Origin of the sequence: Vreelandella lutescens, assembly GCF_014640815.1 — a bacterium.
Taxonomy (GTDB): domain Bacteria; phylum Pseudomonadota; class Gammaproteobacteria; order Pseudomonadales; family Halomonadaceae; genus Vreelandella; species Vreelandella lutescens.
In genome coordinates, this window is record NZ_BMHM01000002.1 from 121,645 (window position 1) to 140,743 (window position 19,099).

25 protein-coding genes are annotated in these 19,099 nt (G+C 55.5%); 11 read left to right on the forward strand and 14 right to left on the reverse strand.

Annotation, left to right across the window (positions count from 1 at the left end; translation table 11 throughout):
* Positions 1-5: 5 nt before the first annotated feature.
* Positions 6-527, reverse strand: a complete 522-nt coding sequence (gene yjgA / locus IEW65_RS04810; protein ID WP_188638369.1) for a ribosome biogenesis factor YjgA — start codon at positions 525-527, stop codon at positions 6-8.
* 95 nt (positions 528-622) lie between these two features.
* Here yjgA and pmbA point away from each other — a divergent pair, with 95 nt between their 5' ends.
* Positions 623-1,963, forward strand: coding sequence for a metalloprotease PmbA (gene pmbA, locus IEW65_RS04815; RefSeq protein WP_188638370.1), 1,341 nt, complete (start codon positions 623-625; stop codon positions 1,961-1,963).
* A 29-nt stretch (positions 1,964-1,992) separates the two neighbouring features.
* Here pmbA and IEW65_RS04820 read toward each other — a convergent pair whose 3' ends face one another.
* The 11 genes from IEW65_RS04820 to IEW65_RS04870 form a co-directional block, all read right to left on the reverse strand.
* Positions 1,993-2,262, reverse strand: a complete 270-nt coding sequence (locus tag IEW65_RS04820; protein WP_188638371.1) for an HPr family phosphocarrier protein — start codon at positions 2,260-2,262, stop codon at positions 1,993-1,995.
* Between the two features lie 59 nt (positions 2,263-2,321).
* Positions 2,322-3,242, reverse strand: a complete 921-nt coding sequence (gene rapZ / locus IEW65_RS04825) for an RNase adapter RapZ (RefSeq protein WP_188638372.1) — start codon at positions 3,240-3,242, stop codon at positions 2,322-2,324.
* 66 nt (positions 3,243-3,308) lie between these two features.
* Positions 3,309-3,776, reverse strand: coding sequence for a PTS IIA-like nitrogen regulatory protein PtsN (ptsN, locus tag IEW65_RS04830; RefSeq protein ID WP_188638373.1), 468 nt, complete (start codon positions 3,774-3,776; stop codon positions 3,309-3,311).
* A 4-nt stretch (positions 3,777-3,780) separates the two neighbouring features.
* On the reverse strand, positions 3,781-4,089 hold the full coding sequence (gene hpf, locus IEW65_RS04835; RefSeq protein WP_027335376.1) for a ribosome hibernation-promoting factor, HPF/YfiA family: 309 nt from the start codon (positions 4,087-4,089) through the stop codon (positions 3,781-3,783).
* 97 nt (positions 4,090-4,186) lie between these two features.
* Positions 4,187-5,602 (reverse strand): RNA polymerase factor sigma-54, encoded by a 1,416-nt coding sequence (locus IEW65_RS04840; RefSeq protein WP_188638374.1) that lies wholly within the window; start codon positions 5,600-5,602, stop codon positions 4,187-4,189.
* 105 nt (positions 5,603-5,707) lie between these two features.
* Positions 5,708-6,433, reverse strand: coding sequence for an LPS export ABC transporter ATP-binding protein (gene lptB / locus IEW65_RS04845; protein ID WP_188638871.1), 726 nt, complete (start codon positions 6,431-6,433; stop codon positions 5,708-5,710).
* Positions 6,434-6,477: 44 nt separating this feature from the next.
* Positions 6,478-6,972, reverse strand: a complete 495-nt coding sequence (gene lptA / locus IEW65_RS04850; protein ID WP_188638375.1) for a lipopolysaccharide transport periplasmic protein LptA — start codon at positions 6,970-6,972, stop codon at positions 6,478-6,480.
* A gap of 8 nt (positions 6,973-6,980) precedes the next feature.
* Complete coding sequence (gene lptC, locus IEW65_RS04855) at positions 6,981-7,553, reverse strand: LPS export ABC transporter periplasmic protein LptC (RefSeq protein ID WP_188638376.1); 573 nt, start codon at positions 7,551-7,553, stop codon at positions 6,981-6,983.
* Entirely contained in the window at positions 7,553-8,095 is a 543-nt protein-coding gene (locus tag IEW65_RS04860; RefSeq protein WP_188638377.1) for a KdsC family phosphatase, read from the reverse strand. The genes lptC and IEW65_RS04860 overlap by 1 nt, the downstream gene beginning before the upstream one ends.
* A 44-nt stretch (positions 8,096-8,139) precedes the next feature.
* Complete coding sequence (locus IEW65_RS04865) at positions 8,140-9,126, reverse strand: KpsF/GutQ family sugar-phosphate isomerase (protein WP_188638378.1); 987 nt, start codon at positions 9,124-9,126, stop codon at positions 8,140-8,142.
* Positions 9,089-9,394 (reverse strand): hypothetical protein, encoded by a 306-nt coding sequence (locus IEW65_RS04870; RefSeq protein WP_188638379.1) that lies wholly within the window; start codon positions 9,392-9,394, stop codon positions 9,089-9,091. The genes IEW65_RS04865 and IEW65_RS04870 overlap by 38 nt, the downstream gene beginning before the upstream one ends.
* Here IEW65_RS04870 and IEW65_RS04875 point away from each other — a divergent pair, their 5' ends adjacent.
* From IEW65_RS04875 to hisD, 9 genes are all read left to right on the forward strand, one after another.
* Entirely contained in the window at positions 9,395-10,216 is an 822-nt protein-coding gene (locus IEW65_RS04875) for an ATP-binding cassette domain-containing protein (protein WP_188638380.1), read from the forward strand. It begins immediately after the preceding gene.
* Positions 10,217-11,017, forward strand: a complete 801-nt coding sequence (gene mlaE, locus IEW65_RS04880) for a lipid asymmetry maintenance ABC transporter permease subunit MlaE (protein ID WP_188638381.1) — start codon at positions 10,217-10,219, stop codon at positions 11,015-11,017.
* 15 nt (positions 11,018-11,032) lie between these two features.
* Positions 11,033-11,497, forward strand: coding sequence for an outer membrane lipid asymmetry maintenance protein MlaD (gene mlaD / locus IEW65_RS04885; protein WP_188638382.1), 465 nt, complete (start codon positions 11,033-11,035; stop codon positions 11,495-11,497).
* Positions 11,498-11,533: 36 nt separating this feature from the next.
* A complete protein-coding gene (locus IEW65_RS04890) occupies positions 11,534-12,187 on the forward strand; it encodes an MlaC/ttg2D family ABC transporter substrate-binding protein (RefSeq protein WP_188638383.1) in 654 nt (217 codons plus the stop codon).
* Entirely contained in the window at positions 12,184-12,516 is a 333-nt protein-coding gene (locus tag IEW65_RS04895; protein WP_188638384.1) for an STAS domain-containing protein, read from the forward strand. Before IEW65_RS04890 ends, IEW65_RS04895 begins: the two co-directional genes overlap by 4 nt.
* Positions 12,517-12,656: 140 nt before the next feature.
* On the forward strand, positions 12,657-12,908 hold the full coding sequence (locus tag IEW65_RS04900) for a BolA family protein (RefSeq protein ID WP_188638385.1): 252 nt from the start codon (positions 12,657-12,659) through the stop codon (positions 12,906-12,908).
* Between the two features lie 10 nt (positions 12,909-12,918).
* A complete protein-coding gene (gene murA, locus IEW65_RS04905) occupies positions 12,919-14,181 on the forward strand; it encodes a UDP-N-acetylglucosamine 1-carboxyvinyltransferase (RefSeq protein WP_188638386.1) in 1,263 nt (420 codons plus the stop codon).
* A gap of 28 nt (positions 14,182-14,209) precedes the next feature.
* Positions 14,210-14,863 (forward strand): ATP phosphoribosyltransferase, encoded by a 654-nt coding sequence (gene hisG / locus IEW65_RS04910; protein WP_054641296.1) that lies wholly within the window; start codon positions 14,210-14,212, stop codon positions 14,861-14,863.
* Positions 14,864-14,876: 13 nt separating this feature from the next.
* Positions 14,877-16,193, forward strand: coding sequence for a histidinol dehydrogenase (gene hisD, locus IEW65_RS04915; RefSeq protein WP_188638387.1), 1,317 nt, complete (start codon positions 14,877-14,879; stop codon positions 16,191-16,193).
* 32 nt (positions 16,194-16,225) lie between these two features.
* On the opposite strand, the gene IEW65_RS04920 is transcribed toward hisD, so the two are convergent.
* Positions 16,226-17,491, reverse strand: a complete 1,266-nt coding sequence (locus IEW65_RS04920; RefSeq protein WP_188638388.1) for a Do family serine endopeptidase — start codon at positions 17,489-17,491, stop codon at positions 16,226-16,228.
* A 141-nt stretch (positions 17,492-17,632) separates the two neighbouring features.
* Between IEW65_RS04920 and IEW65_RS04925 the strand changes: the two genes are divergently transcribed.
* A complete protein-coding gene (locus tag IEW65_RS04925) occupies positions 17,633-18,394 on the forward strand; it encodes a Nif3-like dinuclear metal center hexameric protein (RefSeq protein WP_268234700.1) in 762 nt (253 codons plus the stop codon).
* A gap of 81 nt (positions 18,395-18,475) precedes the next feature.
* Here IEW65_RS04925 and IEW65_RS04930 read toward each other — a convergent pair whose 3' ends face one another.
* Positions 18,476-18,913 carry a ZapG family protein gene (locus IEW65_RS04930; RefSeq protein ID WP_188638390.1) on the reverse strand — a complete coding sequence of 146 codons (438 nt, stop codon included), beginning with the start codon at positions 18,911-18,913 and terminating at the stop codon, positions 18,476-18,478.
* Positions 18,914-19,099: the final 186 nt, after the last annotated feature.

Consider the following 19,099-nt stretch of genomic DNA (forward strand, 5'->3'; position numbering starts at 1 on the left):
TTTATTTACAAGGCGAGCGTATCGCGCAGGTGTTTAAACAGCTTGCGTGAACTCGTGGGGGGCTTGCCCTGTTCGCGTTCTTTGCGAGCGTTGCGCACTAGCTGGCGCAGCGCTTGTCGGTCTGCGTTAGGGTAGTCGGCCATAAATAGGTCGACGCCGTCATCACCCTCATCGACCATACGGTCACGCCATTTTTCCAGGCGGTGAAACGCGTGGTCGCGCTGCTCTTTCTCTTGTTCGATGGCATCGAAAACACCCTGAATGGCCGTCAGATCCTCTTTACGGATCAGTTTGCCAACGTATTGCATATGGCGGCGACGGCCTTCGTGAGAGCGAATACGCGATGTCTCTTCGATGGCTCGCAGCATGTCGTCTGAGAGAGGGAAGCGCGCCCGCTCAGCGGGCCTCATGGCAATTAAGGTTTCGCCAAGTGCTTGAAGAGCATGCATTTCACGCTTTAGCTGAGATTTACTCGGGCGCTCTTCTTGTTCATCGATATCGATAGGCTCGGGGCGTTGCTTCGGCATATAAGAACTCACAGATTAGATTCGTTCGCAGCATTATATCAGGCTGCGACCACAACATTGATTCGCCAATGCGATTCAGGCGAAAAGGAGGCCATATGGCACAGGCATTTGATGCATCGGCGCAGCAGTCGCTGCTGACAAAGCGCGCGGAAGAGGCGCTTGCCCTGGCAAAGCAGCTAGGGGCAGATGCCGCTGAAGTAGGCGCCAGTGTGGACCAGGGGCTAGGCGTCAGTGTTCGCTTAGGAGAGGTGGAAACCGTTGAGCTTTCCCGCGACCAGGGCATTGCGGTGACCCTGTATGTCGGGAAACGTAAAGGCAGTGCTTCATCAACCGATGCCAGCAGTGCCTCTATCCGAGCCACGGTAGAAAAGGCGTTGGCCATTGCGCGCTATACGGGTGAAGACCCTGCCGCTGGTTTGGCGGATGCAGCGTTAATGGCAACCGATTTGCCAGACCTTAAAGTGCACTATCCTTGGGCGCTCTCCACCGATGAAGCGATTGACCTGGCACTGCGCTGTGAGCAGGCAGGCCGAGAGGTGACGGGTATTCACCAGTCGGAAGGGGCTTCTCTCTCCAGTGGAGAGGGCGTGCGTGTCTATGCCAATAGCCACGGTTTTTTAGGGACGCAGAAAGGGAGTAGTCATTCGCTCTCCTGCATGCTGATTGCTCAAGATGAGCAGGGGATGCAGCGGGATTATGATTATACCTCGGCGCGTAACCCTCAGCACTTGCGAGAGCCGGAAGCGGTAGGTCGCGAAGCAGCGGCACGCACGCTGCGTCGGCTTGGTGCTCAGAAGCCCCCCACTGGCACGTTTCCGGTGCTGTTCGACCCAACGCTTGCCAGCGGCCTAATTGGCCATCTGATGGGTGCACTGGCGGGTGGCGCGCTCTACCGGGAAGCGTCATTTTTATGTGACCGCTTAGGCAGTCCGTTATTTCCTGAGTGGCTTGGGCTAGAAGAGCGTCCGATGGAGGTAGGGGCAATGGCGAGCTCACCCTTTGACGCGGAAGGGGTGCAAACGCGCAATAACCGATTTATTGATCAAGGCCACGTCGCAAGCTACATGCTCTCTGCTTATAGCGCGCGTCGGTTGGGTATGCAGTCAACAGGCAATGCAGGAGGGGCGCGAAACCTGCGTCTGTTGGCACCGTTAACGCCGAGGGCCGACTTGTTGAAACAGATGGGGCGTGGTATCTGGGTGACCGAGCTGATGGGCCAAGGTGTGAACGGCGTGACCGGCGATTACTCCCGCGGTGCGGCAGGGTTCTGGGTGGAAAATGGCGAGGTTCAGTACCCTATTGAGGAGTTTACGATTGCCAGTAATCTAAACAAGATGTTCGCGGGGCTGGCTGGCGTAGGAGACGATACCGATACCCGTGGCAGTATTCACACGGGCAGTTGGCTTATTGATGCGATGACAGTAGCGGGCAGCTAACACTGTTGAGATAGGTTTGATGAGTTAGGTTACTGGTGTTCATCAAATCGAGCGTCGAACAGGGCTTCAATCGCGTCAAGCGCCTGTTCGGCGTCATCTCCTTCAGCAGCGACGATCAGCTCAGTGCCACAAGGGGCCGCCAGCATGAGTAGCGACATAATGTTGGCGGCATCGGCTTTCTGCTGCTGCTTGTAAACGACAATGTTCGCAGAAAATTGCTGGCCACATTTCACCAGTTTGGTGGCCGCGCGTGCATGAAGGCCGCGCTGGTTGGTAAGGGTTAACGTTCTTTCGGGCACTCTGGTTCCTTTTTGCCGAGTGGGTCTTGATGCTTGAGTCTTGCTCTGGGTCTTATCGCTCAGGGCGTGCTGATAGCGGTAGGTGTGAGGCAGGGGGCCGCTGGCTCTTCGCTCAGTGTGTACTGTAGGCCTAGCTCGCGGTGTCGTAGCTGCACCTCGCCAGTTTGTTTGACCAGCTTTTGTGCGAGCTGTTCCACCATATAGACAGAGCGGTGCTGGCCGCCGGTACAGCCGATCGCCACGGTCATATAGCTACGTTGACTATTCTGATAGGCAGGTAGCCACTTTTCCAGCCACGCCTGGATATCCTTCGACATTGCCTCGACGATAGGGTAGCCGCTGAGGAAAGCCACGATATTCGCATCTCGTCCCGTATATTGGCGGAGAGTAGGGTCCCAGTAAGGGTTTGGTAGGCAGCGAACATCAAAGACTAAATCGGCATCCATGGGTACACCGCGCTTATAGCCAAACGACTCAAACGTCAGGGTTAACTGATCTTTTCGTTGGTGAGCGACTTGGTCAGTAATGCGGCGGCGCAGATCATGGACAGATAGGCGTGAGGTGTCGATCAATAAATCGGCGAGATCGCGGATCTCATTGAGTGTTTCTTCCTCTTTATCGATAGCCTCTTCCAAGGTCATGTCGCTATCCCGCGTTAGCGGGTGACGACGGCGAGTCGCGGAGTAGCGCTCCAAAAGAATGCGCGCATCCGTGGTCAGATAGATCACTTGAAAGCGGATTTCCCGCTGACGCAGCTCTTCCAGCAGTGCTGGCAGGCGTTCAAGCGCTGTTGGTAGGTTGCGCGCATCAATGCTAACCGCTATGCGAGTGCGTTCACCCTGTTCTCGTAGCTCATCAATGAGCGAGCCCAACAGCATGGCGGGTAAGTTGTCGATAGCGTAATAGCCAAGATCCTCCAGCGCTTGTAAGGCGATAGATTTACCGGACCCAGAACGGCCGCTAATGATCACCAGTTGCATAGCGTTTCTCTTGGCTTTTAAACGTGGAAATAAGTAGTGGCTGCGCTGTATGAATCCGCTAAAACCTTACGCTGCTTGCTCTCGAATCTTAGCGGTCATCAATGCCAGAAGCTCTCGTTGGCTGCTGGCCTTACGCAACTGCTGACGCGTGTTGGCATCGTTCATGATAGTGGCTACTTGGCCCAGTAGCGCAAGATGAGTGTCATCTGCCTCTTCTGGTACCAGTAAAACAAAGACCAAGTCCACTGGGTCGCCATCAATGGCGTCAAAATCGACTGGCTCCGCGAGTTTTAAAAAGCCAGCGATAGGTGCGCTGCAGTGGGGGCTGCGAGCGTGGGGGATAGCAACCCCGTTGCCTATCCCCGTACTGCCTAGACGCTCGCGACCAATAAGGCGACTAAACACCTCTTGGCTGTCTAGGCTGGGTGTGTTTTGGGCGATAAAGGTGCTGAAGAACTCCAGCACCCGTTTTTTGCTGCCCCCGGGCACATCATAGAGCACGCGCTCCGGGGGGAGGATGGTTTCCAACGTCATTGAGTTAACGCACGCCAGCGCCCTGGGCGCGAGCTTGTGCTTTTTCCTTATGTTTAACGAGTTGACGATCAATTTTGTCCGCTAGCGCATCAATGGCGGCATACATGTCGTTATCAAGCGCTTCGGCGTGAAGGTCTGCTCCGGCGGCATGCAGTGTGCAGGCTGCCTGCTGGCGCTCCTTCTCAACAGATAAGGTTACTTGCACCGTGGTGATGTTGTCGTAATGGCGTTCGACGCGTTCCAGCTTTTCGTTAACGTAGTCACGCAAGGCGTCAGTCAGTTCAACGTGATGACCAGTGATGTTTACTTGCATTGACGTGCTCCTTATCCATCGGGCTGTACTTCGATTGTAACCCTTTTTGAGCTATTGCAAAGCCCTCACGACGAGTTTGTATCAGCGTACCGTTTAACTAGCGTAAACGGCGGCGCTCACTCGATGAAGGAATACCCATCGACTCGCGATATTTCGCCACTGTGCGTCGTGCAACGCTAATACCGCCCTCTTCCAGCAGCGTCACCAAGCGGCTATCTGACAGCGGCTTGCCAGACGACTCTTCCTGGATCAGCTTTTTGATACGCGCGCGAATGGCAGTGCTAGAGTGGCTGTCACCGCCGTCTTGGCCGCTCACTTGGCTTGAGAAGAAGTACTTGAGCTCAAATACGCCCCGGGGCGTATGAATGAATTTCTGGGTGGTCACACGGGAAATGGTGGATTCATGCATTTCTACCGCTTCGGCAATATCCGCCAGAATCAGCGGCTTCATCGCCTCCTCACCATGCTCTAGAAAGCCAATCTGGCGCGCTATGATCTCGCGGCCGACGCGTAACAGCGTGTCGTTACGGCTGGAGAGGCTTTTGATTAGCCAGCGCGCTTCTTGCAAGTGCTCTTTGAGGAACTGGTTGTCTTGGCTTTTATCCGCCCGTTTGATCAAGCTGGCGTAATCGGGCTGAATGCGCAATCGCGGTAGCGCTTCTGGATTTAGCTCTAAATGCCAGCCTTCATGATCATGACGCACCACTAAATCAGGGGTGATATAGCTGTCGTCGGTGATGCCGTAGGCGCTGCCAGGGCGTGGGTCAAGGCTGCGAATTAAACGGATGACATCATCAAGCTGCTCGTCATCCAGGCTTAAACGCCGTTTGAGTAACCGCATATCATCTTTGCCCAGCGCTTCTAGAAACTGGCGCACCAGTCGTTTAGCGGGCATCAATAGCGGTGTATCTTCGGGTAGTGCCGCGAGCTGCAGCATTAAGCATTCGCGTAGGTCGCGGGCAAACACGCCAGTGGGCTCAAATTGCTGTAAGCGCAACAGTGTGTTTTCCACTTCCCGTTGGCTTAAGCTGTCGTGGCCTTGGGCTTTTAACCCTTCACGGATGTCGTTAAGCGGTTGGGTGAGATAACCATTGGCATCTAGTGCATCAATCAGACTTTCCGCGATTGCATATTCCCGCGGGCTGAAGTCGGTCATGGCCAGTTGCCATAGCAGGTGACCGTGAAGGCTTTGTCCAGCGGCTTGGCGCTCAAAGTCAGGCCCTTCACTGCTGCCGCCCAGGCTGCCCATGTCTTGGTAGGTGTCCGACCAGTCGCTGTCTACAGAGAGCTCATTAGGAATGCTCTCAGACCACTCGGCCTCTTGAGGCTCGCTGACCGCCTGCTCACCAAACTCGTCCTCTTGCTCGAGCATGGGATTGGCATCCAGCGCTTGCTGAATTTCTTGACGAAGGTCCAGCGTCGATAGCTGTAGCAGAGCGATCGCCTGCTGCAGCTGAGGTGTCATGGTCAGCTGTGTGCCGATACGCAATTGGAGAGAAGCTTTCATGACCATCTGAGAACCACTCGTTAATCAGAAAGCTCCACCCTAGAGCGAGTTATGGCTCGGTGCAAGTGCAATAAGCATGCCACTAAAAGAAAAGTTTGTGCGGGTCGCGTATTAAAGGCGGAAATCTGCCCCTAGATAGACCTCTCGAACCTTCTGGTTATTGAGTATTTCCTGGGAGTTTCCACTGGCAATGATATGTCCGTCGCCAACAATGTAGGCAATATCACAAATATCCAGCGTTTCACGCACGTTGTGGTCGGTAATCAATACGCCAATATGGCGTTTCTTCAGTGCTCGAATGATGGTTTTGATTTCACCGACGGAAATAGGGTCTACCCCTGCAAAGGGTTCATCCAGCAGAATAAAAGCGGGCTCGGTGGCCAAGGAGCGGGCGATTTCCACCCGTCGACGCTCGCCCCCGGAAAGGCTCATGCCCAGGTTGTCGCGAATGTGGGTAATGTGGAAATCTTCTAGCAAGGATTCAAGGCGTGCTTCTCGGGCGCTGCGGTCCAGCTCTTTACGCGTCTCCAGGATCGCCATGATGTTATCGGCCACCGAAAGCTTGCGAAAAATGGAGGCTTCTTGGGGCAGGTAGCCAATTCCTGCTATCGCGCGCTCATGCATAGGCGCGTGAGTGAGATCCAGGTCGTCAATGCCGACACTACCTGCATCGGATTTGACTAGCCCCACAATCATGTAGAACGACGTGGTTTTGCCAGCACCATTAGGGCCCAGTAGCCCAACGACGCTGCCCTGGGTGATTTCTAGATTAATATCTTTTACAACACGGCGACGTTTGTAGCTCTTCGCTAAATGATGCGCGTAGAGCGTTTTCACCGGGGTAGAATCTGTGGGGGTTGATGCTGCCACGTGGCCGCTCCCTATTGTTCAGGCTGAAGTGTCATACGGATACGCTGGTTGTCACTGCCGCTAACATCAGAGCGTGCTTGAACCACTTCCTGGTCAATAAAATACTCTAAGCGCCCGCCCTGAAAACGGTCCCCTTGCTGGGTCAGCTCTGCCTGATCGATTAACTCTACCCGACGCTCTGATACGTGGTAGATAATCCGCCGTGCCCAGCCTTCCATGGGCGTTTCTTGGTCATCCAGCTGGTTGCGTAAGTAGGCACGTTCGCCGGTAGCGATGGCTTGAGAAAGCTCACCAGCATCATTGCGCAGGATCTCTACGCGTTCGCCGCGCAATTGCATTTCGCCCTGGCGAATATCCACATTGCCGGAATAGACGGCTGTGCCTGCCCGCTGGTCGAGGTCGAGGCGGTCAGCTTCTACCTGGATCGGTGCTTGACTTTGAGCCAGGGCAGCAGTGGCTAGCGGTAGGGTCAGTGCAAAGAGGGCAGTGCGGATTGAGGCATTCATCGCGACTCCTAGGGGGAACGAGTGGCAGGCGGATGGACGCCGCGCACGTTGTTGGTCAAACGGACCTGGCTGTCATCTAGCCACACATCCATACGTGATGCTTCCATGCGCTGAGGCGGCTGTTGCAGTAACACGGGCGTATCACTCCAGGCATGGCGCGTGACGCCATCATAGTTTAATTGCTCTGTGTCGAGCTGCCAGCCCTCTTCCGGGGCGAGTAGTCGCGCAGAGCCGTTGAGTGTCAGTGCCTGGGTGTCGGTGTTTAAGGTCCCGGTGTTTGAGGTGGCTAGCCACTCTCGCTGTTCGCTGTCAAACAGCGTGGCGCGTGGTGATGTTACGTCAGTGATGGCGGTTTGTGGGGTATGCACCAGTCGTGGGGCGACCAAGGACTGTTGAATAGCGCCCGATTCGCCAAATAGGGTAATCTCGGCGTTCTCTAATGCGTGCCCGGGCTCCTGGGCACGTGCCTCCTGGTCAATCTCACTCTCCTGGGGGCCACGGGGGTCTAGCCAGACGAGGACGCCGCCTAAGGCGACGACCATCACCGTGATCCAAACCCGCTTTTTTACCCTAAAGCCCATTATGAGTGCCCGTGTAGGTACGTATCGAGCACGGCATCCCAGTGCCCTTGAGAGGTTAACAGCGTATCGCAAATTTCACGCACCGCTCCATGGCCGCCAAGACGATCGGTGATCCAGTCGGCGTGGGTGTGCATGTAATCCGGAGCGTTAGGCACTGTAATGCCCACACCAGCACGTTTGATGGGCGCAAGATCGGGAAGGTCGTCACCGCAGTAAGCAACTTGCTCTAAGGTGATGTCGAGGCGTTGGCAGAGTGCCCGCAGCGTGGTCAGCTTATCTTCACACCCCTGATATACATGGCTAATGCCTAAAGCGACCGCCCGTTGGCTGACCATTGGTGAGTCGCGGCCAGTGATGAGGGCGACATGGATGCCAACGCGCTTCAGCAGTTTCAGGCCATGCCCATCTTGGGTGTGAAACGCTTTAATTTCGATGCCGTCGGCCTGAAAGTAGAGGCGACCATCGGTCAGTATGCCGTCTACATCCAGGGCAAGCAGTTTTACGCGGCGAAGCCGGTCGAGTAGTGCATCAGGTAGGGCCATATAGCCTCCATAACATCCATGGCAAAAAAAGCGTCATTACGCCGTTAAATCACACCGCTGGCGAGCAGGTCGTGCATATGCAGCGCGCCAATCGGGCGTTGCTGTTCATCCACCACTGCGAGGGCGGTAATCCGGCTGTCTTCCATAATACGAACGGCTTCGGCGGCCAGCACGTCAGGGCCAATGCGTTTGCCTGGACGTGTCATAACATCGTCAACGCATACGTCGCGTAAGTCATGGAATTGGTCAAGCGTGCGGCGCAGGTCACCATCGGTATATACCCCTGCAAGGCGGCCTTCGCTATCCACTACACAGGTGAAGCCAAGACCCTGGCGGGTAATTTCTAATAGCGCATCGCGCAGCGGGCTGCCTAAGGCAACCTGCGGTAGCCGCGCGCCATCGTGCATCAGATCTCGTACGCGTAGAAGTAGCCGCTTACCCAGGCTGCCGCCGGGGTGAGACAGGGCAAAGTCTTCAGCAGTAAAGCCACGTGCTTCAAGTAGCGCGACAGCCAGCGCGTCGCCCAGGGCGAGTGCCGCTGTCGTAGAGCTGGTGGGTGCCAAATCAAGGGGGCACGCTTCACGCTCTACGCCACTATCTAAGTGGGCGTCAGCATGTCGCGCCAGGGTCGAGCCTGGGCGTCCTGTCATGCTCACCAGCGGTGTGCCAAGCCGTTTGAGTAGCGGCAGCAGGGCGGTGACTTCGGCTGTTTCTCCGGAGTTGGAGAGGGCGAGTACCACATCAGCGCGGGTAATCATGCCTAAGTCACCGTGGCTGGCTTCGCCGGGGTGAACAAAAAAAGCAGGAGTGCCGGTGCTGGCAAGGGTCGCGGCCAGCTTGCCTGCAATATGCCCAGATTTACCCATGCCGGTGACGACGACACGGCCCTGGCAGGCAAGAATCAGTTGGCAGGCGTGGTCAAAGCCTTCATCTAGCTTGGCTTGCAGGCCCCCAATAGCCGCCTGCTCGATTTGCAAGGTGCGCAGCGCACTTTCACGCAGTTGGCTGGGTGTAGAGAGTGGCTGGCGCATGAGGTGTCTCGTTTTCATGATGTGGTTGGGTGACAAGTAAGAATAACATCTTGGCGCGGTGTTTAGCTAAAGCATGCCCCTTAGCCAGCGGGATTTGCTGGCGCTGCCCGGGCATGCCTTGTGCAGCAGTGATTTGCGCGACTGTTACTGAGAGTAGCGTTAGGATACGATGTTCGATAATATTTCGAAAACACTGTTTTTTAAACTGCCCGCGCTTAGCCGGTTTATACTGACGCGCTTTGGCATCGAGATGAAGGTCAATCAGCATATGACGGATGTTCCCTTCATACAGGTCGAAGATATTCACTTTTCCCGTGGCGATAACGATATTTTTCGCGGCGTGAGTATGATTATCCCGCGTGGCAAGGTCACCGCGATTATGGGGCCAAGCGGCACGGGTAAAACGACGCTGTTGAAGCTTATAGGTGGTCAGCTCACTCCCGATCGTGGGCGCATTCTTATTGATGGGCAGGATGTGCACCGTCTCTCGCGTAAGGCGTTGTTTGCGCTACGCAAGCGGATGGGCATGCTGTTCCAGAGTGGTGCCCTGTTTTCGGATCTTGATGTATTCGAGAACGTTGCTTTCCCGCTGCGAGTGCATACGGATCTTCCCGATACCATGATTCGCGACTTGGTCTTGTTAAAGCTTCAGGCGGTAGGGCTGAGAGGCGCACGGCATCTAACCCCCGCTGAGCTTTCCGGTGGTATGGCGCGCCGTGTGGCGTTGGCGCGGGCCGTGGCGCTGGACCCTGAGCTGATTCTCTATGATGAGCCTTTTGTCGGTCAGGACCCTATTTCGATGGGCGTTCTGGTGCAACTGATTAAGCGGCTTAATCAAGCGCTTTCGCTGACGTCGGTCGTGGTGTCACATGATATTAAAGAGACGCTGAGTATTGCGGATTATCTCTATCTAATAGCAGATGGTCAGGTGGTGGCTCACGGCTCCCCAAGTACGCTGGAGGTGAACCAAGATCCTCGGGTAAGCCAGTTTATGCACGGCGAGCCAGATGGTCCGGTGCCGTTTCACTATCCCGCAGAGACGCTCTACAGGGATATCCTTGGTCACGATTTAGCGATAAAGGCAGGGTAGATGCAGTCTAAATTCTCACACTACGCGGCGCGAGTGATTGGTCTAGGGCGTAAAGGGTGCGATGTGGTCGAGGCCCTTGGGCGCGCCACGGTATTTCTCGCCCAGTCGGCCGTCGGTGTGCCCTCACGAGAAGGGTGGTCGCTTTGGCTACGTCAAATGCACTTTGTGGGTGTGTTGTCGCTGGCTATCGTGCTGGTGTCAGGGCTGTTTATTGGTATGGTGCTGGCGCTGCAGGGATACACCATTTTGGTGGATTTCGGCGCGGAACAGGCGCTGGGTCAAATGGTGGCGTTATCGCTTCTACGTGAACTGGCCCCAGTGGTGGCAGCGCTGCTGTTTGCGGGGCGAGCGGGGTCGGCTTTGACCGCTGAGATTGGCTTAATGAAGGCTACCGAACAGCTCACCAGTATGGAGATGATCGGTGTAGACCCGTTGCGTCGTGTGGTGGCACCCAGGCTTTGGGCAGGCTTTGTGGCGCTGCCTATTCTCACCGTCGGCTTTAGCGTGGTGGGTATCTGGGGCGGTTACTTGGTAGGCGTTGAGTGGTTGGGGGTCTTTGAAGGCTCTTACTGGAGCAACATGCAGGCCAGTGTCTCGTTTATCGATGACATTGGTAACGGCATGATCAAAAGTGTGGTGTTCGCGCTTGTGGTGACCTGGATTGCCGTGTTTCAGGGGTATGATTTAGTGCCTACGTCAGAAGGGATTTCTCGAGCGACAACGCGTACGGTGGTGTACTCCTCACTGGCGGTGTTGGGGCTGGATTTCGTTTTAACCGCCGTCATGTTCGGCGGCCTTTAAAGGTGGAGTAATGTCATGAAGCGCAGTAAAACCATGGAGTTTGGCGTTGGCCTGTTTATGTTGGCAGGGATTGTTGGGCTGGTGTTTCTTGGCCTGCGTGTCAGCGGCTTAACGCTCTCAGCGCCCTCAGATACGTTCCGCCTTGAGGCAAATTTTGCCAACATCGGTGGGTTAAAGCCGCGCGCTCGCGTCACGATGGCAGGGGTGACGGTGGGCCGTGTAGAGGCAATAGAGTTGGATACAGAGTGGTACGACGCCCGCGTTACGCTCAGTTTGAACAGTGAGCTTGAAGGGCAGCTTTCTCAAGATACAACGGCGGCCATTTTAACGGCGGGCCTGCTGGGTGAGCAGTACATAGGCTTAAGTGTGGGCGGCGCGCCCGAGATGCTGCAGGAGGGCGATGTGATTCGCGATACGCAGTCTGCGCTGGTGCTTGAAGAACTAATTCAGCAATTTGTATCCAATATGGTCAGCAACTAAACACCGTTGGTCACTTTCAGCAAAGAGGTCACTACGATGCAAAATATTTTATCGACGTTTATTCAGCGATTCACGCTCGCCGTCATGCTGCTAATGACTCCACTGATGGCCCAGGCGCAAACAGCGTCACCAGAAGCGATGATTCGTGAAAACATCGAATCCTTTATGAGTCAGATTAATGGCAAAGAAGATTACTATGCCAATAACTTGGATGAGCTGAAAGCGCTGGTGAACGACAGCCTGAACGAAGTGGCCGATTTTCGCTACATCGGGGCGAGTGTGATGGGTAGCTACTTCCGCAATGCAACGCCCGAGCAGCGCAGCCAGTTTGCCAACGTATTTCGTCAAACGCTGATTGATACCTACACACGGGGATTAGTCACGTTTGATTACGATGAGCTGCGTGTGCTGAGTGACCAGCGCGGCCAGCGTCATGAAGACCAGGCCAGCGTTGATATGGAAGTCGTTGCCAACAATGGTCAGGTTTACCCCGTCAGCTACAGCCTGCGTCTTTCTGATGGCCAGTGGCGCGTCGTCAACGTGATTGTAAATGGCATTAACCTAGGATTGACCTTCCGTAATCAATTTGACCAGGCCATGCGCGAAAATAACCGCGACTACGATGCAGTGATTCGTGGTTGGGCACCAGAAATTGGTGTGGATGAGTTAGAGCAGGGAGGCGACGCGTGACGTCGTTGCTTTCCCGTTCAGAGGTGTCTTTGACCGTGCAGGGTGACACGCTGGTAGCGACGGGCGACCTCACCATGAGTGCGGCGGCTGAAGTGGCTGCTGCCGGTGTGAAGTGGCTGCGTGGTGCGCAGTATTCAGAGGTTTGTTTTGACTTTGGTCAGGTCAACAAGGCCAGTAGCGTTGCTATCAGTGTTTTATTTGAGTGGCTCCGTGCTTGTCAGGCACTTGAAGTGACGGTGCGATCAATCGTGCTGTCAGCCCCGCTTGAGCGTCTAGCTTCTCTGGCAGAGCTAGACGCGTTGACTTCGCCCCCCGCCGTTTCTACTTAATACGAGTGACCTTCCAGAGCAGCCTTCGGGCTGCTCTGTTGATTGATGGGGTTACCCAGCATCGCCAAGCGTGCTGCTTTTCTTTATCATGTTCGCCTATTGCTTACTATTTCAATGACCCCAAAGGAGTTTCCTGTCTCATGCAACCCAACGAGGTAAAAGCACTGCTTGAATCCCGCATCAGTGGCTGTGAGTTTCACATCCAGGGTGAAGGCTGCAATTTTCAGGTGATTGCGGTTGGCGAAGCCTTTGAAGGTCTTTCTCCAGTGAAGCGACAACAGCTCGTATACGCCGCGCTAAGCGAGGAAATTGCCTCCGGCGCGCTGCACGCTATCAGCATCAAAACGTTTACTCCGACGCAGTGGCAAACTGCGTCGGAAAACGCTGAGTAACGGCCGCTCCATGGATAAACTCATTATTACGGGCAATGGCTCGGTAGATGGCGAAGTCTGGGCAAGCGGTGCGAAAAACGCAGCGCTGCCGATTTTGTGCGCAAGTCTTTTGGCCGATGGCCCGGTAGTGATCGGCAATTTGCCGCATTTGCAGGATATTACTACCACGCTGGAGCTGCTTGGCCGCATGGGCGTTGAGCCTGTGATGGGTGAAAAGATGACCATTCAGCTGGATGGCTCTCAGGTGACTCAGTGTCACGCGCCCTACGAGCTGGTGAAAAAAATGCGCGCCTCTATCTTGGTGCTGGGGCCACTGCTGGCGCACTTTGGTAAAGCGGACGTTTCCTTGCCTGGCGGCTGTGCCATTGGCTCACGCCCGGTGGATTTGCACCTGCGTGGCCTGGAGGCCATGGGGGCGGAGATTCACGTTGAGGCAGGCTATATTCGCGCCCGCGTCGATGGTCGCTTAAAAGGCGCGACCATCTTTTTTGACACCGTGACCGTGACCGGTACCGAAAACCTGCTCATGGCGGCAACGCTCGCCGATGGCAGAACTGTTCTTGAAAACGCCGCTCGTGAGCCTGAAGTGGTCGATCTGGCAGAGTGCCTGATTAAGATGGGTGCCCAGATTCGTGGTCACGGCACCGACACGATCATCATTGATGGCGTGGCCTCGCTGCATGGCTGCGAACATGACGTGATGCCCGATCGTATCGAGACCGGTACCTTCCTGGTAGCGGCTGCCATGACCGGTGGACGTGTCAAAGTGAAGCGCACGCGTGCCGATATTTTGGAAGCCGTGCTTGCTAAGCTCGAAGAGGCGGGTGCCGAGATCGACAGCGGTGAAGATTGGATTTCGCTGGATATGCACGGCAAGCGTCCAAAAGCGGTCAATATCCGTACCGCGCCGTATCCCGCGTTCCCAACCGATATGCAGGCCCAGTTTGTGGCCATGAATGCAGTCGCTGAAGGGCATTCACGCGTCGTTGAAACGATTTTTGAAAACCGCTTCATGCACGTTCAAGAGCTGAATCGCATGGGTGCAGACATCGTTTTAGAAGGTAACGCCGCCTTAATTAAGGGTGTCGATAAACTTTCGGGTGCCCCGGTCATGGCAACGGATCTTCGCGCGTCGGCGTCGCTGGTCATTGCAGCCATGATGGCTGAGGGCGAGACCCTCGTCGATCGCATCTACCATATTGATCGTGGCTACGAGTGCATCGAGGAAAAATTACAGCTGCTGGGGGCGAAGATTCGCCGCATTCCCGGTTAAGCCACGCGGACAACACTGGCCTTACATCATGAGTAAGCAACTGATTTTAGCCCTTTCAAAAGGGCGTATCTTGGATGAAACCCTGCCGCTATTGGCAGATGCGGGCATTACGCCCGCCGAAGATTTAAGCAAAAGTCGCAAATTGCTCTTCGATACCAACTTGCCTGACGTGAAGCTGGTGATCATCCGCGCCACCGATGTGCCCACCTACGTACAGCTGGGTGCGGCAGACGTCGGTATTGCGGGCAAAGACGTGCTGCTGGAGCATGGTGCTGAAGGGCTGTATGAGCCGCTGGATTTGGAGATTGCCCGCTGCAAGCTGATGACCGCGGGCGTTACCGGGCAGCCCCCTGCCAAAGCTCGCCGCCGCGTGGCGACCAAGTTTGTTAATGTGGCGCGCCGTTACTACGCCGAGCAGGGTATTCAGGCAGAGGTCATCAAGCTTTATGGTGCGATGGAACTCGCCCCGCTGATGAACTTGGCCGATGAGATCGTCGATATCGTCGATACCGGTAACACGTTGCGCGCTAACGGAATGGAGCCCCGCGAGCTTATTGCGCATATCAGCACGCGCTTAGTGGTGAATAAAGCGGCTATGACCATGAAGCATGACCGTATCAAGCCGCTGCTAGCCCGCCTGGAAAGCGCCGTGAAAAAGCGTCAGACGCAGCCTATTGAATGACACGAGGTTCATCATGAGCGATACAACCACAGCCACCATTGCCCGTCTCTCTACGCGTGAGTCGGCGTTCCATCAGCGTCTAGATGCGCTGCTGGATTGGGAGGGCGTCTCTGATAAAGCGGTCCAGGCTCGTGTTGAAGAAATTCTGGCAGACGTCAAGCAGCGCGGCGACCAAGCGGTGATTGAAGCCACTAACCGCTTTGACCGCCTGTCGGTTGAGTCGATGACTCAATTGCGTTTGACGCCAGAGCAGTTAAAAAAAGCATACGATGGCTTGCCAGCCGAGCAGCGCGATGCGCTGGCGACTGCTGCTGAGCGCATCAAGCGCTACCACGAGCGGCAAAAACCGACCTCTTGGCAGTATGAAGAGGCCGATGGCACGGTGTTAGGGCAAAAAGTAACGCCGCTGGATCGGGCGGGTATTTATGTCCCGGGTGGAAAGGCGGCGTACCCTTCCTCTGTGTTGATGAATGCGATTCCTGCCCATGTGGCGGGAGTGCGTGAGATCGTGATGGTGGTGCCTACCCCCGATGGGGTGCTGAACGATCTGGTGCTGGCTGCTGCCCACTTAGCCGGCGTGGACTACGTGTTCACTATTGGTGGGGCACAGGCAGTTGCTGCCCTGGCCTACGGTACGCAAAGTGTTCCGCGTGTCGATAAGATCGTTGGGCCGGGGAATATCTATGTGGCGACCGCTAAGCGGGCGGTATTCGGTCAGGTAGGCATTGATATGATTGCTGGGCCTTCCGAAATTATGGTGGTGTCAGATGGGCAAACCGACCCGGACTGGATTGCCATGGACCTCTTCTCTCAGGCAGAGCATGACGAAGATGCTCAGGCGATTCTGGTCAGTTGGGATGCCGCGCACCTAGATGCCGTGGCAGAGTCCATAGAGCGGTTGTTGCCGACGCTTGAGCGCGAAGAGATTGCGCGAGCATCGTTGAATCGTCGGGGCGCGCTGATTCTTTGCCAAGACCAGGCAGAGGCGGTGGAGATGATCAATCGTATTGCCCCAGAGCATTTGGAACTGTCGGTGGCCGCGCCTGAGGCGTGGCTGGACGATATCCGCCACGCTGGCGCTATCTTTATGGGTCGCCACACCTCTGAAGCGTTAGGGGATTACTGCGCAGGGCCGAACCATGTCCTGCCTACCTCCGGAACGGCGCGCTTCTCCTCGCCCCTTGGCGTGTACGATTTTCAGAAGCGCTCTTCCATCATCCACTGCTCCCCGGAAGGGGCATCCGAGCTTGGTAAAGTTGCCTCTGTGTTGGCTCGTGGGGAGTACCTCACTGCTCATGCTCGCTCTGCCGAGTATCGGATTCGCGATTAACGAGCAGTGATGTCAGCGCAGACAGAGCGGTGTTAAGAGCCGCTCTGCCTGTCAGCTGATGTGGCGTTGGTCGGTACCGGCCTTTCTCCCACTTCTAGTGTCATCTCCATTCGCTCGCCGCCACGGACAATGGTCAGTGGTAGGGATGTCCCGGGAGGGATGGAGGCAATGTCGCTCATGGTGGCTCTGGCATCTAAAATGACTTGGTCATCAATAGACAGCAGCACATCTCCTGGCTGTAGGCCTGCTTGTGCCGCGGGCCCGCCGCTAACCACGCCTGCTACGATGACGCCTTGAGGTGTGCGTAGGCCAAATGAGGCCGCCAGCTCCCTTGATAGCGCCTGTGCCTCAATGCCGAGCCAGCCACGTATCACGCGGCCGCGGGTGACAAGCTCGTCCAGAATGCTGTGAGCAAGGTTGGCAGGAATGGCGAAGCCAATCCCTTGAGAGCCGCCTGAGCGCGAGAAGATGGCCGTATTAATGCCTACCAGTGCGCCGTCAGGATTGACCAATGCGCCGCCAGAGTTGCCGGGGTTAATCGCTGCATCGGTTTGAATAAAATCTTCGTAGGCATTAAGCCCTAAATGGCTACGGCCAGTGGCGCTAATAATGCCCATCGTTACCGTTTGGCCGACGCCAAAAGGGTTTCCGATGGCGAGTGCAACATCCCCGACAGCAACCTCTTCAGAATCAGCCAGTTCAATCACCGGTAAGTCCTCAAGGTCGATTCGCAGTACCGCCAAGTCGCTTTCTGGGTCAGTGCCTATGACTTCCGCTAGCGTTTCTCGCCCATCCCGAAGCGCTACCTGGATTTGGTCAGCACCATTAATCACGTGGTGGTTCGTCAGTACATAGCCGTCGTTGCTGACGATAACGCCCGAGCCAAGACTCGATAGCATGCGTTGGTGGGTGGTGGCATCGTCACCGCTGAAGAACTGTTGGAAAAAAGGGTCTGACATGAGTGGGTGCTGGTCACGCTCCACAATTCGTGAAGAGTAGATGTTTACCACGGCAGGCGCTGCTTGATTAACCGCATTGGAGTAGCTGGCTGGGCCTTGGTTGCGGGTTAGCGGCGCTGCTTGACGAACATCGGGCGCAGGACGGTTAGCCGTTGGTTCGTTGCTGGTAGTGGGTACCAGTGCTGGGGGGGGGTCTACTATAGGGGGTGTTTCCACCGTAACAGGTGGTGTCTGCCGGAACGGGTTGGGGAGCTGCTCTGGGAATGCGAGCAGTAGCACGGAGGCGAGCAAGAGCCCCGTGATAATGGGCCATAAATAGGGCAGCACAAAACGGTGCATGCGAAAGTTCCTCAGCGTGTGGCAGTCTAAACGGTCGCGAGGTTCGCGATAACGTGAAGCGAGTTTTACAATGGCGCTATGGTAACACTGAATGCCACTGTGCCTCACGGGGGCTGGCTTAATTGCGATAAAGGAGTGAGTGTGAATCACCGTGATCAGCTAGTAGCGGCCTGCGACCATCAATTGCGCGCTGGCCAGTTCAAAGATTTCACCATTAATGGCCTGCAGGTTGAAGGGCGTGAACAAGTGCAGCGGGTAATGTCGGGAGTCACCGCGTGCCAAGCGTTGCTTGAAGAGGCTGTGGCTTGGCAGGCAGATTTGCTGCTTGTGCACCATGGCTATTTCTGGAAGAACGAGCCGGTACCCATTACCGGTATGAAGCAGCGTCGCATCAAGACTCTGCTGGCCAACGATATCAGTCTTTTGGCGTATCACTTACCGCTGGATGCTCATGCGGAGATGGGAAATAACGCTGAGTTGGCCAAGCGTTTGGGGTGGAAGGTAGAAGGGTGTTTGGACGGTGAGCTAGGTGAGGGTTTGCTCTGGTCGGGGCGTTTGGTGGTGCCGCAGACTATTGGTGAGTTGGCGAAACAGGTGGGGGTGACGCTTCAGCGTGAGCCACTGGTCATTGAAGCGTTTAATAGTGAACCCATTGAGCGCATTGCTTGGTGTACCGGTGGGGCCCAGGACATGATCGTGGACGCCTATGACGCAGGAGCGCAGGTGTTTGTATCGGGGGAGATTTCGGAAAGAACGACGCACTTAGCGCGAGAGATGGGTATCCACTACATTGCGGCTGGCCATCATGCCACCGAGCGCTACGGCGTACAGGCGCTGGGGGAGTGGTTGGCCAGTGAGTTCGATGTGGAGCATCGCTTTGTGGATATTGATAATCCGGCTTAATGGCGGTGATGTCGGTGTTGCTCGCCTAGGCAAAAGCACCGGACGGTTGCCGGTGCTTTAATGTGTTTTCTGGCCAAAGGCTTAGTAGCGAGGAGGCTGGGCGGGAGTGCTGTCTTGTGACTTGTTCTCTTTTAAACCGAAATCTTCTGACAGCGTGCCGTTTTTTCCAGCCGCGTAATCTCTTGGCATGGCGACACCTTGGTCATTTTCCGGGTTGGAGGCTGGCTGTGATAACGGCTTCACATTGCTCAGCTTCCACTGAGTGGCCTCACTCTCTACCTGTTGTTCAAGCAGGTCAGCTTCATGGCGAATATTCTCCAGGCGCTCCTGTATGCTGGTGAGGTGGCTGCTCATGCCTTTTTTTAGATCAGCGATTTGGTGTTCACGTTCAAGCAGGGTCTGCTTAAGTGAAGAGACATCCCGCGCACCTTTGCTGAAAAGGCGATAGCACACCAAGCCGATAATAAAACCGACGATTAAGCCAATGATTGCAAAAGTGAGTGGCGAGCTTGCTTCCACAGTCTTCTCCCTAAGTAATGTGCGCCGCTGAACACAGGGCGAGGCTTTGAAATACAGCCCCATTATAGGCGCGTGTCAGTCGGTTGGGTCAATCCGCTCATGCGCTTAGCGTGTAAGGGGCGTATAATTAGCCTCATTTTGTTGAGCAAGCTTTGTCAGACGTGCGGCGGCGCGTCGACGATACGG